The sequence below is a fragment of the Methylobacterium sp. D54C genome (assembly GCF_053345595.1).
Genome location: NZ_JBKFAK010000001.1, coordinates 766447 through 779041, shown reverse-complemented (window position 1 = coordinate 779041; position 12595 = coordinate 766447). Strand labels below are relative to the sequence as shown.

The window sequence follows — 12595 nt, the reverse complement described above, 5'->3', positions numbered from 1 at the left end:
GATTGAATTCCCTCTGCCGGCCCGAGACCGTCACCGGGCTTCCGGAGACAGGGTGAATCGAGTGTTGCGCCGTCGGCGGCCTTGACAGCGCGCGCCCTTGCGCGCCTTGCTCGACCCGGCCGTCGCCCCCACCTCCGCGGAGGACGGGGTCTGCGGCCGCGCCCGTTTGGCGGGCGTGTCCGGCACGAACGATCCTTCGGCCGATTGTACTGGCACAGGCGCGGCACCCGGATCGGTCGGGGTTTTCCGCGCGGAGACGAGAGATGGGTTACAAGGTCGCCGTCGTCGGCGCCACGGGCAACGTGGGCCGCGAGATGCTCGATATCCTGGCCGAGCGGGCTTTCCCCGCCGACGAGGTCGTGGCGCTGGCCTCGCGCCGCAGCCAGGGTCAGGAAGTCTCCTACGGCGACAAGACGCTCAAGGTCAAAACGCTGGACACGTACGACTTCTCCGACACCGACATCTGCCTGATGTCGGCCGGCGGCGAGGCGTCGAAGGAGTGGTCGCCCCGCATCGGCCAGCAGGGCTGCGTGGTCATCGATAACTCGTCGGCGTTCCGCTACGACGCCGACGTGCCGCTGATCGTGCCCGAGGTGAACGCCGACGCGGTGGTGGGCTTCACCAAGCGCAACATCATCGCCAACCCGAACTGCTCGACCGCGCAGCTGGTCGTCGCGCTGAAGCCCCTCCACGAGGCGGCCACGATCAAGCGCGTCGTCGTGTCGACCTACCAGTCGGTCTCCGGCGCGGGCAAGGAGGCGATGGACGAGCTGTTCAATCAGACCCGCGCCGTGTTCACCGCCGGCGAGATCAAGCAGGGCGGCAAGTTCACGAAGCGCATCGCCTTCAACGTCATCCCCCACATCGACGTGTTCATGGAGGATGGCTACACGAAGGAAGAGTGGAAGATGGTCGCCGAGACCAAGAAGATGCTCGACCCGAAGATCAAGCTGACGGCGACCGCCGTCCGCGTGCCGGTCTTCATCGGTCACGCGGAATCGGTGAACGTCGAGTTCGAGCAGCCGATCACGGCCGAGAAGGCGACCGAGATCCTGCGCGCCGCCCCCGGCGTGCTGGTGATCGATAAGCGCGAGAACGGCGGCTACATGACCCCCCACGAGGCGGCCGGCGAGGACGCGACCTACATCTCGCGCATCCGCGAGGACGCGACGGTGGAGAACGGCCTGAACTTCTGGTGCGTCTCGGACAACCTGCGCAAGGGCGCGGCCCTCAACGCGATCCAGATCGCCGAGGTGCTGGTCAATCGCAAGCTGCTGAACCGCGCCAAGCGCGCCGCCTGAGACTGTTTCCTCTCCCGCTGGCGGAGGGGGCTCTGTCCGGCGGATCCTCGGGACACGGTCCCGAGGATCCGTCACGCGTCCGTCACGGCTCCGGATCGTGACGCGGATCGGTGGCGCGGACCTCCCGTCCGCGGCGTGTCCGCACTGCGTGCTCGGTCCGGCTCTTCATCGCCGAGAGGCTTCGCGGCAGCCCCTTGAGCGCCGCGACCATCCCGGTCATCGACGGCCCGAAGCGGGCCGGGGGACGGTTCACCGACGCCCGATCGCTGTTACCGACCGTCGCCTCGTCGAACACCGCTGTGCGGCTCCGTCGGATGCGGCAGGCGCGGACCGGGCGGACTTCTCGCCGCCCGTTCCGGCTACGCCATGCCGAGGGCTTGCATGTAGAGCTCGAGGATCGCCTCCTGCTCCTGGCGCTCGCTGTGGTCCTGCTTGCGGATGCGCAGGATCGTCCGGACGGCCTTCGCGTCGAAGCCCCGGCCCTTCAGTTCGGCGAACACCTCCTTGATGTCGCCCATGATGCCGGCCTTCTCCTCCTCGAGGCGCTCCAGGCGCTCGATGAACTGCTTCAGCTCGTCCGCGGCCACGCCCTCGGCCGACGAGACGTCGCCGCCGGGCCGCTGCGCGGCGGTGGGCATCGAATGGGCGTTCATGGGGCTCTCCCGAATGCACGGCGCGGTTGCGCCCTGGACCCGTGGTTAACGGGCCCGCCTTACCGGAAGCTTAGCCGATTCGTCGCCGTCCGGCCGCCGCATCAATGGTCCTTGATCAATGGTCCTTGGCCTGCGCGGCCGAGAAGCCCGCCTGCTGCTCCGCACTCGCCTCCGTCTGGAAGCGCGCCTTCCACTCGGCGTAGGGCATCCCGTAGACCGCCTCGCGGCTCGCGTCCTTGGTCAGCGCGACGCCCGTCTCGTCGGCGGCGTCCTTCAGCCAGTTCGACAGACAGTTCCGGCAGAAGCCCGCCAGGTTCATCAGGTCGATGTTCTGCACATCCGTCCGGTTGCGCAGATGCGCGACGAGGCGGCGGAAGACCGCGGCCTCGAGTTCCGTCTGGGTCCTGGGATCGATCTCGCTCATCGGTCGCAACTCTCTTCGGGTCGGGCGGGCCACACCCGATTTCGGGGTCGGCCCGGCGGAGATCAAGCCGCGAGCAGCGGGCGCAGCACGCGGGCGAAGCGCGCCGCCCACTCCGCCTGGCCGTCCGCGCCGGCGATCAGGTCCTGGCGGATCTCCACCAGCGCGTTCGCGAGGCCGCGCGCGGTGGCGTGGCGGTCGATCGTGTCGCCCGGCAGGCCGCCGCCGTAGGGCGCGTTGTCGCCGACGGTGAGCCCGGCCGGATCGGACTCCAGCGCGCGGATCAGCGGGCGGGCGAAGCGGTCGTCCCGGTCGTACAGGATCCCGACCTGCCAGGGCCGCGCGATTCCGCGCCAGTAGGGCGTGAAGCTGTGCATGGTCAGGAGCACGGGCGGCCGGCCCGCAGCCTGGGCGGCGGCGATCGCCTCGTCGATGGCCGCGTCGAACGGCGCGTAGAACCGCGCGATCCGGGCCTGTTTCCCGGCCTCGTCGATCCGGGCATTGCCCGGCACGACGGCGCCGTCGGACAGGCGCATCACCAGGGTCGGATCGGCGCGCCCGCGATTCGGGTCGATGATGAGGCGGGAGAAGTTCGTCAGGATCGCCGGGGCGCCGAGCTGCGCCGCGAGGCTCCGCGTCACCGCCGCCGCGCCGATGTCGTAGGCGATGTGCCGGGCGTATTCCGACGCGGGCACGCCGAGCGCGATGTCCGGCGGCACGAAGTTCGAGGCGTGGTCGCAGGCGATGACGAGGCCGCAGGCGGGGTCGCCGGGAATGATCTCGCAGGGATGCGCGGGCGGGACGGCCGATTCTGTCTCCGGACGGGTCACGGGGCTCCGAGGTCTTCAGAGAGGTCTTCAGATCTGTGCGAGGGCACCGATGGCGCTTGCCGTCGCGCGGCCGCTCGGGCAGATCACCTATCAAGGATCGTGCGCTCACGGCAAGAAACGGGCCCGCCGCCCAGGGAAGAAACGGGCGGGGATCGCGCGACACAATGGAGAGAGGAGCCCGTTCGACGTCATGACCGACACCGTTCCGCCCGTCACCGACGCGGCCACCCGGGACCAGCGCGCGCTCCTCGATTCGATCCTCACGGCCGCGATCCGCGCCGCCCATCCGGATCTCTGCCTGCCGCCGCACCTGCCGGAGCCGAGCCCGGGCCGCCTGATCATCCTGGCCGCCGGCAAGGCCGCGGGCAGCATGAGCGCCGTGGCGAGCCGCTTCTACCGGCAGAAGCACGGGCTCGGTGACGACCGGATCGTCGGCCTCGCGGTGGCGCGGCACGGCTACGGGCAGGAGGCGCCGGGGATCCACATGGTCGAGGCGGGCCACCCGGTCCCCGATGAGGCCGGCATCTCGGCGACCCGCGAAGCGCTGCGGCTCGCCACCGAGGCCGGGCCCGACGACGAGGTCCTGGTGCTGCTCTCGGGCGGCGGCTCGGCCAACTGGATCGCCCCCGCCGGCGACCTCACGCTGATCGAGAAGCAGGCGATCACCCGGGCGATGCTCCGGTCCGGCGCGCCGATCGGCGAGATCAACACGGTGCGCAAGCACATCTCGCGGATCAAGGGCGGCCGCCTGGCCCTCGCGGCCCGCAATGCCCGGCGCGTCCTGACGCTGGCGATCTCCGACGTGCCCTTCGACGATCCGGCGGTCATCGCCTCCGGGCCGACCGTGCCCGATCCGTCGACCCTGGCCGATGCCCGGGCCATCTGCGAGAAGCGCGGCATCCCGCTGCCCGAGGAGGCGGTGCGCCTCCTGAACGACCCCAACAACGAGACGCCGAAGGCCGGCGATCCCGCCTTCGCCCGCGCCGAGTACCGCATCATCGCCCGGCCGATCGACGCCCTGAACGCCGCCGCCGAGGCGGCCCACGCGGCCGGCTACGAGCCGATCCTCCTGGGCGCCGACCTGGAGGGCGAGGCCCGCGAGGTCGCGGCCGAGCACGCGGCCGAGGCCAAGCGCCACAAGGCGGCCGGCAAGCGCGTCGCGCTGATCTCCGGCGGCGAGCTCACCGTCACCATCCGCGGCGAGGGCCATGGCGGCCCGAACCAGGAATACGCCCTGGCGCTGGCGGTCGCGCTCGACGGCGAGCCCGGCATCTTCGGCATCAGCGCCGACACCGACGGGACCGACGGCGGGCGGGGCCTCGCCACCGACCCGGCGGGCGGCCTCGTCGACCCCACGACCCTCGAACGGGCCCGGGCCGCCGGCCTCGACCCGGCCGCGATGCTGGAGCAGAACGACTCCACCGCCTTCTTCGCGGCCCTCGGCGACCTCGTGAACCCCGGTCCGACCTGTACCAATGTCAACGACTGCCGCATCATCCTCGTCAATTAGCTCTCGCGTCTCGGCGGCTCAGCTCCTCCCGGCAGTCACGGTCCTCGGCCTCGCGCTCCTCGGCGCGAGCCCCGCCCGGGCGGACCTGCGCCTGTGCAACCAGACCGCTAGCAAGGTCGGGATCTCGCTGGGCTACCGCGATCCCCAGGGCTGGGTGACGGAGGGCTGGTGGGATCTGGCGCCGAAGGCCTGCGAGACGCTGCTCAAGGGCGCGCTGGCGGCGCGGTTCTACTACGTCTTCGCGGTCGACTACACGCGCGGCGGCGAGTGGAGCGGCCGTTCGCTGATGTGCACCCGCGATTCGGAGTTCACGATTCGCGGCATCGAGGATTGTCTCGCCCGCGGCTACGACCGCAACGGCTTCTTCGAAGTCGACACCGGCGAGCAGAAGAGCTGGACCATCCAGCTCACGGATCCGAACCGGCCGGACGCGCCGGCGAAACCGTAATGTGAAGGCGGCGGCCGAGACTGCGGTCTTGACGCTGTCCGGCCCGAGATGCTCACAGCCGATCTGCGCTCCCTGAGCCAGATCTTTCAACCGCCGGCGCTCGACGCCGCGCGGCAACGAGAACACGGAGGAAATACGCTTGAAACGGTCCCGCCGCACGAAGATCGTCGCCACCCTCGGTCCGGCCTCCGATTCGCCGGAGATGATCGAGCGGCTGTTCCGCGCGGGCGTCGACGTATTCCGGCTCAACATGAGCCACCTTCCGCGCGAGAAGCTGCCCGAGAAGGTGGAGGCGATCCGCACCATCGAGCGCGAGGCCAAGCGGCCGATCGGCATCCTGGTCGACCTGCAGGGACCCAAGCTGCGGCTCGGCACCTTCGCGGAGGGCGCCGCGATGATCGAGGCCGGTGCCACCTTCGTGCTCGACGGCGACCCGACGCCCGGCGACGTCGCGCGCTGCCACCTGCCGCATCCGGAGATCCTCGAGGCGCTGGAGCCGGGCCACGCCATCCTGGTCGACGACGGCAAGCTGCGGCTGACCGTGCTCGAGACGGCGCACAACCGGGCCGTGACCCGCGTCGAGGTCGGCGGCCGGATCTCGAACCGGAAGGGCGTGTCCCTGCCGCACACCGTGATCCCGGTGCCGGCGATGACCGACAAGGACCGGGCCGACCTCGATGCCGGCCTGAACGCCGGCGCCGACTGGATCGCCGTCTCGTTCGTCCAGCGGCCCGAGGACGTGGCCGAGGTGAAGAAGGTCTGCGCCGGCCGCGCCCTGGTGATGGCCAAGATCGAGAAGCCGCAGGCGCTGGCGCGCCTCGACGAGATCATCGAGATCTCCGACGGGCTGATGGTCGCCCGCGGCGACCTCGGCGTGGAGATGCCCCTGGAGCAGGTGCCGGGCGTGCAGAAGCGCATCACCCGCGGCGCCCGGCGCTACGGCAAGCCGGTGGTCGTCGCCACCCAGATGCTCGAATCGATGATCACCGCGCCGGTGCCGACCCGGGCCGAGGTCTCCGACGTCGCCACGGCGGTCTACGAAGGGGCGGACGCCGTGATGCTCTCCGCGGAGAGCGCCTCGGGCGCCCACCCGATCGGGGCCGTGGAGACCATGAACCGCATCGCCGAGCAGGTGGAGCGGGACGCGATCTACTGGTCGATCATCCGGGCGCAGAGCGCGACCCCCGACGAGACGGCCGCCGACGCCATCGCGGCGGCGGCGCACCAGATGGTCGACGCACTGAGCCTCGACGCGATCATGGCCTGGACCAATTCCGGCTCGACGGCCCTGCGCCTGTCGCGCGAGCGCCCGAATGCCACCGTGATCGCGCTGACGCCGCGGCGCGAGACCGCCCGCCGCCTCGCCCTGGCCTGGGGCACGCACCCGATCGTCACCAAGGACGCGAGCGACGTGGACGACATGTCGTTCCGCGCCGCCAAGTTCGCGGTGCGCGAGAAGTTCGCTGCCGTGGGGGACCGGGTGATCGTCGTGGCCGGCCTGCCGTTCGGCACGCCGGGCGCCACCAACCTCGTGCGGCTGACCTTCATCACCCGCGAGCACGCCGAGAAGGCGTGACCGCACCCGGCTAGGAGAGCGGGACCGGCCGGCGCGTCAGTGCGCGACGGCCGGCTCCGGACCGGCCGCGCCCGTCGCGCCGGCCAGCCGGGCGACCTCCTCGGCGACCCGATCGGCGGCGACGTACTGGAGCATGTGGCCGATGCCCGGCAGCAGTACCAGCCGCGCGCCGGGGATCGCGCGGGCCAGCGGCACCGCCTGCGTGTCGGCGCGGACGATCGGGTCCGCCTCGCCGGAGATCACCAGGGTGGGCACGCGGATCGCGCCGTAGCGCGGGCTCTGCGCCGCGAGGGCGCGCGGCAGGCCGAGCAGGTCCTGGACGTTGGCGAGGAGCGTTCCGGGCCGCAGGACCAGGTCCGACCGCGCCAAGTCCGGGTAATCCGCCCGCGGCGGTTGCGGCTGGAAGACCCGGCGCGCCGCCTCGGGCAGGAAGTGTCGCGCGATGGGCGGCCCGACCGTCCGGCTGAGCAGCCACGCCACCGGCGGGGTCACGGCGAGCCGCCAGTACCAGGGCAGATCGGGCATCTGGTTCGGCATGGGCATCGCTACCGGCGCCGCGAGGGCGAGGGCCGAGACCCTGTCCGGGTGGTCCAGGGCCAGGGCCAGGGCGAGGGCGCCGGCCCAGGAATGGCCGAAGACGAGCGCCGGGCCGACACCCATCCGCTCCAGCGCTTCGGCGATCAGGGCGGCCTGCGCCGCGGGGGACGCGGTGTCGCCGCCGCCGATCCGGTCGCTCCAGCCGAAGCCCGGCCGGTCGAACGCGATGACCCGGAAACCCCGCGCCGCGAGCCGGCGGCCGATCCCCTCCATGGGATCCGACGCGTTGGCCGAAGCGCCGTGCAGGAGCACGACGGGCGGCCCGTCGGCCGGTCCGTCCTGCAGGGTCGCGAGGCGGCCGCCGGTCACCGCCACGAACGGGCCGGCCGGCGGGTTGGCTGCGCCGACCCGCAGGGTGATGATTAGCGTCGCGAGCGCGCCGGCCGCGAGGACGAGCCCTGCGAGGGCGAGGGGCAGGGCCAGGAGGGTGAGGAGGACGGCGGTCACCCGGCTCACAGGTCGCGGCCGTCGACCTCCGGAGTGAGGCGGTTGATCGCCTCGCCGATCTTCTCCATCTGCGGGTAGAGCGACCGCGCCCGCCGGAAGGCGGCGAGCGCCCGCGCCTTGTCGTCGAGCGATTCGTAGATCCGGCCCATCGCGGCCCAGGCCTCGAAATGGCGCGGCTCCAGCACCAGGGCCCGCTGCAGGTCCGCCAGGGCGTCGTCCTTGTCGGACAGGAGCCAGAACACCGTCGCGCGCCGGTTCCAGCCCTCCGACCAGTTCGGTTCGAGGGCGGTGACGCGGTCCATCAGCTCGGCCGCCAGGGGGAAGTCGTGTGCGGTGACCGCCTGACGGGCGCGGTCGGTGAGGAGGTCGGCGGTCGGGCTGCCCGACCCGGCCATGCGCCGCTCGATCAGCCGGGCGATGCCCTTGGCCTCGGCCGGGTCCTCGCTGGCGCGCAGGCGGGCGAACAGGTCGTCCAGGCTCGGCGGCTTGGGCGCCGGCTTCCCCTCGGGCGCGGCGCGGCCGGAACGCCCGGCCTCCGGGGCCGCCCGCGCCGCCGGGATGTCCAGGGCGAGGGCCGACAGGCAGACCAGGGCGGCGAGGAGGCGGGTCGGCGTCATGCGGCCAGACTGTGCGCCGGCCCGGGATCCGTCAACGTGCCGCGGTGCCGCGCGCATGCGGAAACGGCCGCGCCCCTTCGGGTACGGCCGTCCCAACGTCGATCGTCGTCCGACCCGGCCTGACCGGGCGGAGCGGCCTCAGCCCTGGCGGGCCTTGAAGCGCTTCTGGGTCTTGTTGATCACGTAGACCCGGCCCTTGCGGCGCACGAGCTGGTTGTCGCGGTGGCGGCCACGCAGGGACTTGAGGGAGTTGCGGATCTTCATGGGTCTCTCGAGCCCGGAGGGCCGTCCGTTGTGTAGGGTGTCGGGAACGTGGTCACGAGGCTGGACGCGGGGTCGCGTCCGGCGATCACGGCTCACGCATCGCGGGATGGCGCGGCCATATCAGGATTCGCCCCCGGAAGGCAAGGCGCGCCGGGCATCGAGCGGAGGGGGCGGCTCAGTGAACCCTGTCGAGATCCGGCACCGCCGGTGCCAGCACGAGCTGCCGGCCGATCTCGTGCAGCAGCACGTCGAGCAGCGGCTTCAGGCGCTCGAACCCCGGCTGGGGCAGGCCGTCCTCGGCGGCGTTGTAGAGGGCCAGGGCCATCTCGGCGACCCGGTCGATGCCGCCGGCCGCCACGTCGGTCGCGCAGAAGGCGGATTCGTCGAGGAAGCCGTCGCGGCCGCACTCGGTCACGTCGATGACGATCCCGTGGGCCTCGCTGACGCCGCCCTGCGCGTCGAGGATGAAGCGGCCGCGCGCGAGGATCCACCGGACCTCGCCCGGCTCCGGGACGGTCCGGTACTGCGCGATGTACAGGCCGCCCTGCCGGCGGAGGTCATCGAGGGTCGACGCGATCCGACGCTGATCCTCCGGGTGGATGCGGTCCAGGAAGCTTCCGAAGGTCGTGCCGCTGCCGCTTCTCGTCCTGGGCAAGCCCAGCATGGTCGCGGCGACGGGGTCACACCGCAGAACATCGTCGGCGATGTGCCAGGTCCAAGTCCCGACATCCGACACAGCGAGCGCGCGCGCCACACTGCTGCCGCCCCGCCGCTTCGTGCGCACGCCGACGCCCACAGGCTCGATCTCCAGCCATTTTCAGGCGGTCTGCCCAGACCGCTTCGTTGGTCGACACAATACTGAGATCACGAATGCGGCACAACGCGCGAGTTCTGCAGGGCTGAGCTGTATCGCACCGGTATCGGTCGGATCAGGGACGATGGTAAACGCCGGTCAATATCCCCTTCGCGAGGACCTGACCGCGCATGGCCTCGATCAGCGCGCCGCGGCCCGGCGCCTCGGCGAGGGCGAGGGGCTGACGCAGCGCGTAGATCTGGAAGAGGTACGGGTGAGGCCCGTGGCCGGTGGGCGGGTCCGGCGGCAGCCACTCCGCGCGCAGGAAGCTGTTCCGGCCCACGGCCTCCAAGGTGCCCGCGTGGCCGGGCCCCGGCAGCGCGCCCTCCGGCAGACCGGCGGGCTCCGGCGGGACCGACCAGGCGATGAGATGGACCAGCGGCCGGGGCGTCGGGCTGCCCGCATCCTCCACGAGGAGGACGAGGGCGGCGGTACCCGCCGGCAGCCCGCTCCAGGCGAGGGGCGGCGACACGCCCGCGCCGTCGGCCGTGAAGCGCGCGGGCAGCTCCGCCCCGTCGGCGAAGGCCGGGCTCGACAGCGTCACGGTCTCGGGCACGTCGGGGAAGTCCGCGCGGGTCGTCGTCTTCTCCAGGCCCGCCTTCAGCCCCGACAGCGCCTCGCCGAGCACACCGGGAATCTTCTCGAGCATCGCCGCCTCCTCCGCCGCGATGGCAACGGCGGAGGACGCGACCCGTTCACGCCGACCGCTCGGCCGCGACCATGTAGTTCACCGCCTTGTCGCGGCTGGTGCGCCACCCGTCCGTCAGCGGGTTGTAGACGACGCCGACCGTGTCGGTGACGTCGAGACCGCCGGCCCGGATCGCGCGGGCGAGCTCGTCCGGCGTCACGAACTTCTCCCAGTCGTGCGTGCCGCGCGGCAGCCAGCCGAGCACGTACTCGGCACCGACGATGGCGAGCGCGAAGGAGCGCAGCGTGCGGTTGAGGGTGGCTCCGAACAGCAGTCCGCCGGGCTTCACCGCCGCGCAGGCGGTCCGCACGAAGGCCGGCATGTCGGAGACGTGCTCGACGACCTCCATGATCAGCACCGCGTCGAAGCTCTCGCCGCCGGCGACCACCGCCTCGATGGTCTGCCCGCGGTAATCCACCGGCACCCCGGCCGACTCGGCGTGGGCCCGGGCCACCGCGACGTTCTGCTCGGCCGGGTCGAGGCCGGTGACCCGGGCGCCGAGCCGGGCCAGCGGCTCCGAGAGGACGCCGCCGCCGCAGCCGACGTCGCAGATCGTCAGCCCGTCGAGGGGGAAGGGCGCCTTCGGGTCGCGGCCGAACCTGCGGCAGAGGGCGTCGCGGATGTAGGTGAGCCGCACCGGATTGAACCGGTGCAGGACGCGCATCGGGCCGGTCTCGTCCCACCACGTGGCGGCGAGCGCGTCGAAGCGCGCGACCTCGCCGCGGTCGACGAACCCTTCCGTGACCCGGTCCGTGGCTGACCTGTCCATGCGTGTTCCGTCCTCATGCCGGCGGGTGGGATCCGCCGCGCGGCGTCTTGGCCGCGTCGTGCCCGCGCTCTAGCACGGCGATCGCCCGGAAGTCGCCGCGGCGCGCGGGCGCCATGCTTGGCCGGTTGTTGACACTCCTACGAGCCGCTTGTACCCGCCGGGCACCGTCCGGACGGGGCTGCAGCGGCCCGTCCAATCGCCACCGGGAACCCGCGACCGAGAGACCATGCCCCGTCTGGTGATGAAATTCGGCGGCACCTCCGTCGCCAACGTCGACCGCATCCGCAACGTGGCGCGCCACGTCGCCCGCGAGGTGGCGGCCGGCTACGACGTCGCCGTGATCGTGTCCGCCATGTCGGGCAAGACCAACGAACTGGTCGACTGGGTCAAGGACGCGAACCCGATCTACGATCCGCGCGAGTACGACGCCGTCGTGGCGTCCGGCGAGCTCGTCACCGCCGGCCTCCTGGCGATCGCCCTCCAGAAGGACGGGCTCAAGGCCCGCTCCTGGCAGGGCTGGCAGATCCCGGTCGTGACGTCGGACGCGCACGGCTCGGCCCGCATCGCCGACATCGACCCGAAGAATCTCGAGGCGGGCTTCGCCAAGGGCGAGGTCGCGGTCATCGCCGGCTTCCAGGGTGTCCACGACGAGACCGGCCGCGTCACGACGCTCGGCCGCGGCGGCTCCGACACCTCCGCGGTGGCCGTGGCGGCCGCGATCGGGGCCGAGCGCTGCGACATCTACACGGACGTCGACGGCGTCTACACCACCGATCCGCGCATCGTCCCGAAGGCCCGTCGCATGGAGCGGGTCACCTTCGAGGAGATGCTGGAGATGGCCTCGCTGGGCGCCAAAGTGCTGCAGGTCCGCTCGGTGGAGCTCGCCATGGTCCACCGGGTGCCGACCACGGTCCGGTCCTCCTTCGATCCGCCGGACGCCGCGCGCCCGGGCACCCTCATCTGCGACGAGGACGACATCGTGGAACAGCAGATCATCACCGGGATCGCCTTCTCCCGGGACGAGGCGCAGATCACCCTGCGCAAGGTCAAGGACAGCCCGGGCGTCGCCGCCGCGATCTTCGGGCCGCTGGCGGATGCCAACATCAACGTGGACATGATCATCCAGACCGTGTCGGGCGACCAGTCGACCACCGACATGACCTTCACGGTGCCGTCCGCCGAGTACGAGCGGGCCCGGAAGATCCTCGACGAGGCCCGCGCGCAGATCGGCTACGCGCAGATCGAGGGCGCCACCGACGTGGTGAAGGTGTCGGCGATCGGCGTCGGGATGCGCAGCCACGCGGGCGTCGCCGCCAAGGCGTTCCGGGCGCTCGCCGAGAAGGGCATCAACATCCGCGCGATCACCACCTCGGAGATCAAGTTCTCCGTGCTGATCGACGCCGCCTATACGGAGCTTGCCGTGCGCACGCTTCACTCGCTATACGGCCTGGATCAGGCCTGAGCCTGGGACGCGGGTTCGAGCGGGGCGCGTGGTGTGAACTGAACAGTCACGGGCCGATCCGCCGATCCCAGAACGCCTCTGGGACCAGCGACCCGGTCCATCCGGCGCCGGCCGTCCCGGGTCTGGCGCCAAGGTTGCAGGGTGGTCGACGCCAAGGCC

15 protein-coding genes are annotated in these 12595 nt (G+C 71.8%); 5 read left to right on the top strand and 10 right to left on the bottom strand.

All coding sequences use genetic code 11. The features are described from left to right. Positions 1-263 precede the first annotated feature (263 nt). Positions 264-1301 carry an aspartate-semialdehyde dehydrogenase gene (locus tag ACLBYB_RS03865; RefSeq protein WP_447697913.1) on the top strand — a complete coding sequence of 346 codons (1038 nt, stop codon included), beginning with the start codon at positions 264-266 and terminating at the stop codon, positions 1299-1301. Positions 1302-1383: 82 nt separating this feature from the next. Here ACLBYB_RS03865 and ACLBYB_RS03860 read toward each other — a convergent pair whose 3' ends face one another. The 4 genes from ACLBYB_RS03860 to ACLBYB_RS03845 form a co-directional block, all read right to left on the bottom strand. Further along, positions 1384-1596, bottom strand: coding sequence for a hypothetical protein (locus ACLBYB_RS03860; protein ID WP_447697912.1), 213 nt, complete (start codon positions 1594-1596; stop codon positions 1384-1386). 64 nt (positions 1597-1660) lie between these two features. Next, complete coding sequence (locus tag ACLBYB_RS03855; protein WP_026604676.1) at positions 1661-1939, bottom strand: DUF2312 domain-containing protein; 279 nt, start codon at positions 1937-1939, stop codon at positions 1661-1663. Between the two features lie 130 nt (positions 1940-2069). Next, the gene (locus ACLBYB_RS03850) at positions 2070-2378 is read right to left on the bottom strand and encodes a DUF1244 domain-containing protein (RefSeq protein ID WP_091677964.1); all 309 of its coding nucleotides are present in this window, start codon (positions 2376-2378) and stop codon (positions 2070-2072) included. 62 nt (positions 2379-2440) lie between these two features. Beyond that, positions 2441-3205, bottom strand: coding sequence for an N-formylglutamate amidohydrolase (locus ACLBYB_RS03845; protein WP_447697911.1), 765 nt, complete (start codon positions 3203-3205; stop codon positions 2441-2443). 190 nt (positions 3206-3395) lie between these two features. On the opposite strand from ACLBYB_RS03845, the gene ACLBYB_RS03840 reads away from it, so the two are divergent. The 3 genes from ACLBYB_RS03840 (at position 3396) to pyk (ending at position 6739) form a co-directional block, all read left to right on the top strand. Next, entirely contained in the window at positions 3396-4715 is a 1320-nt protein-coding gene (locus ACLBYB_RS03840; protein WP_447697910.1) for a glycerate kinase type-2 family protein, read from the top strand. Continuing rightward, on the top strand, positions 4681-5163 hold the full coding sequence (locus tag ACLBYB_RS03835; protein ID WP_026604677.1) for a DUF1036 domain-containing protein: 483 nt from the start codon (positions 4681-4683) through the stop codon (positions 5161-5163). Before ACLBYB_RS03840 ends, ACLBYB_RS03835 begins: the two co-directional genes overlap by 35 nt. 139 nt (positions 5164-5302) lie before the next feature. Further along, a complete protein-coding gene (gene pyk, locus ACLBYB_RS03830; protein ID WP_447697909.1) occupies positions 5303-6739 on the top strand; it encodes a pyruvate kinase in 1437 nt (478 codons plus the stop codon). A 36-nt stretch (positions 6740-6775) separates the two neighbouring features. On the opposite strand, the gene ACLBYB_RS03825 is transcribed toward pyk, so the two are convergent. From ACLBYB_RS03825 to ubiG, 6 genes are all read right to left on the bottom strand, one after another. Then, positions 6776-7792 (bottom strand): alpha/beta fold hydrolase, encoded by a 1017-nt coding sequence (locus ACLBYB_RS03825; RefSeq protein ID WP_447697908.1) that lies wholly within the window; start codon positions 7790-7792, stop codon positions 6776-6778. Continuing rightward, a complete protein-coding gene (locus tag ACLBYB_RS03820; protein WP_091924408.1) occupies positions 7789-8400 on the bottom strand; it encodes a tetratricopeptide repeat protein in 612 nt (203 codons plus the stop codon). The genes ACLBYB_RS03825 and ACLBYB_RS03820 overlap by 4 nt, the downstream gene beginning before the upstream one ends. 138 nt (positions 8401-8538) lie before the next feature. Beyond that, positions 8539-8664 (bottom strand): type B 50S ribosomal protein L36, encoded by a 126-nt coding sequence (gene ykgO, locus ACLBYB_RS03815; protein WP_003601867.1) that lies wholly within the window; start codon positions 8662-8664, stop codon positions 8539-8541. A 175-nt stretch (positions 8665-8839) separates the two neighbouring features. Continuing rightward, on the bottom strand, positions 8840-9400 hold the full coding sequence (locus ACLBYB_RS03810) for a PAS domain-containing protein (RefSeq protein ID WP_447698140.1): 561 nt from the start codon (positions 9398-9400) through the stop codon (positions 8840-8842). Positions 9401-9593: 193 nt separating this feature from the next. Then, the gene (locus ACLBYB_RS03805; RefSeq protein WP_447697907.1) at positions 9594-10166 is read right to left on the bottom strand and encodes a YbhB/YbcL family Raf kinase inhibitor-like protein; all 573 of its coding nucleotides are present in this window, start codon (positions 10164-10166) and stop codon (positions 9594-9596) included. A gap of 46 nt (positions 10167-10212) precedes the next feature. Further along, the gene (gene ubiG / locus ACLBYB_RS03800) at positions 10213-10974 is read right to left on the bottom strand and encodes a bifunctional 2-polyprenyl-6-hydroxyphenol methylase/3-demethylubiquinol 3-O-methyltransferase UbiG (protein WP_447697906.1); all 762 of its coding nucleotides are present in this window, start codon (positions 10972-10974) and stop codon (positions 10213-10215) included. A 226-nt stretch (positions 10975-11200) separates the two neighbouring features. Between ubiG and ACLBYB_RS03795 the strand changes: the two genes are divergently transcribed. Next, entirely contained in the window at positions 11201-12436 is a 1236-nt protein-coding gene (locus ACLBYB_RS03795) for an aspartate kinase (protein WP_056521840.1), read from the top strand. The last annotated feature ends 159 nt before the right edge of the window (positions 12437-12595 follow it).

Coding starts and splice junctions, on each gene's coding strand:
- ACLBYB_RS03865 (WP_447697913.1), top strand. CDS start 264: ATGGGTTACAAGGTCGCCGTCGTCGGCGCCACGGGCAACGTGGGCCGC.
- ACLBYB_RS03855 (WP_026604676.1), bottom strand. CDS start 1,939: ATGCCCACCGCCGCGCAGCGGCCCGGCGGCGACGTCTCGTCGGCCGAG.
- ACLBYB_RS03850 (WP_091677964.1), bottom strand. CDS start 2,378: ATGAGCGAGATCGATCCCAGGACCCAGACGGAACTCGAGGCCGCGGTC.
- ACLBYB_RS03840 (WP_447697910.1), top strand. CDS start 3,396: ATGACCGACACCGTTCCGCCCGTCACCGACGCGGCCACCCGGGACCAG.
- ACLBYB_RS03835 (WP_026604677.1), top strand. CDS start 4,681: ATGTCAACGACTGCCGCATCATCCTCGTCAATTAGCTCTCGCGTCTCG.
- ACLBYB_RS03820 (WP_091924408.1), bottom strand. CDS start 8,400: ATGACGCCGACCCGCCTCCTCGCCGCCCTGGTCTGCCTGTCGGCCCTC.
- ykgO (WP_003601867.1), bottom strand. CDS start 8,664: ATGAAGATCCGCAACTCCCTCAAGTCCCTGCGTGGCCGCCACCGCGAC.
- ACLBYB_RS03805 (WP_447697907.1), bottom strand. CDS start 10,166: ATGCTCGAGAAGATTCCCGGTGTGCTCGGCGAGGCGCTGTCGGGGCTG.
- ubiG (WP_447697906.1), bottom strand. CDS start 10,974: ATGGACAGGTCAGCCACGGACCGGGTCACGGAAGGGTTCGTCGACCGC.
- ACLBYB_RS03795 (WP_056521840.1), top strand. CDS start 11,201: ATGCCCCGTCTGGTGATGAAATTCGGCGGCACCTCCGTCGCCAACGTC.